This window comes from Rothia nasimurium (assembly GCF_004569295.1).
Taxonomy (GTDB): domain Bacteria; phylum Actinomycetota; class Actinomycetes; order Actinomycetales; family Micrococcaceae; genus Rothia; species Rothia nasimurium_B.
On sequence record NZ_SPQC01000124.1, the window covers coordinates 1 to 381 of the forward strand.

Consider the following 381-nt stretch of genomic DNA (forward strand, 5'->3'; position numbering starts at 1 on the left):
AGCGTGACCTGTTCGGCGCCATCGAACGCGGCGATTTCCCCCAGTGGGAAGTCAAACTGCAGGTGGCGACGCAGGAGCAACTCGATGCATGGGAGCAGCGCACTGGCTGGAACCCGTTCGACCTGACGAAAGTGTGGCCGCACGCCGACTTCCCGCTGCTGCCGGTGGGGATTTTTGAGCTGAACCGCAACCCGGACAATTACCACGCGGAAGTCGAGCAGGCGGCCTTTTCGCCGGCCAATGCCGTGCCGGGCATGGGATACTCGCCGGACAAGATGCTGCAAGGCCGGCTGTTCGCCTACCACGACGCCCAGCTGTACCGGGTTGGCACCAACCACCAGCATCTGCCCGTCAATGCGGCCCGCTGCCCCTTCCACAACC

Annotated in this window: 1 protein-coding gene; it reads left to right on the forward strand. The window is 64.3% G+C overall.

From position 1 onward, the window contains the following. On the forward strand, positions 1-381 hold a 381-nt coding region (locus tag E4U03_RS12675), incomplete at both ends, for a catalase (RefSeq protein ID WP_135014066.1).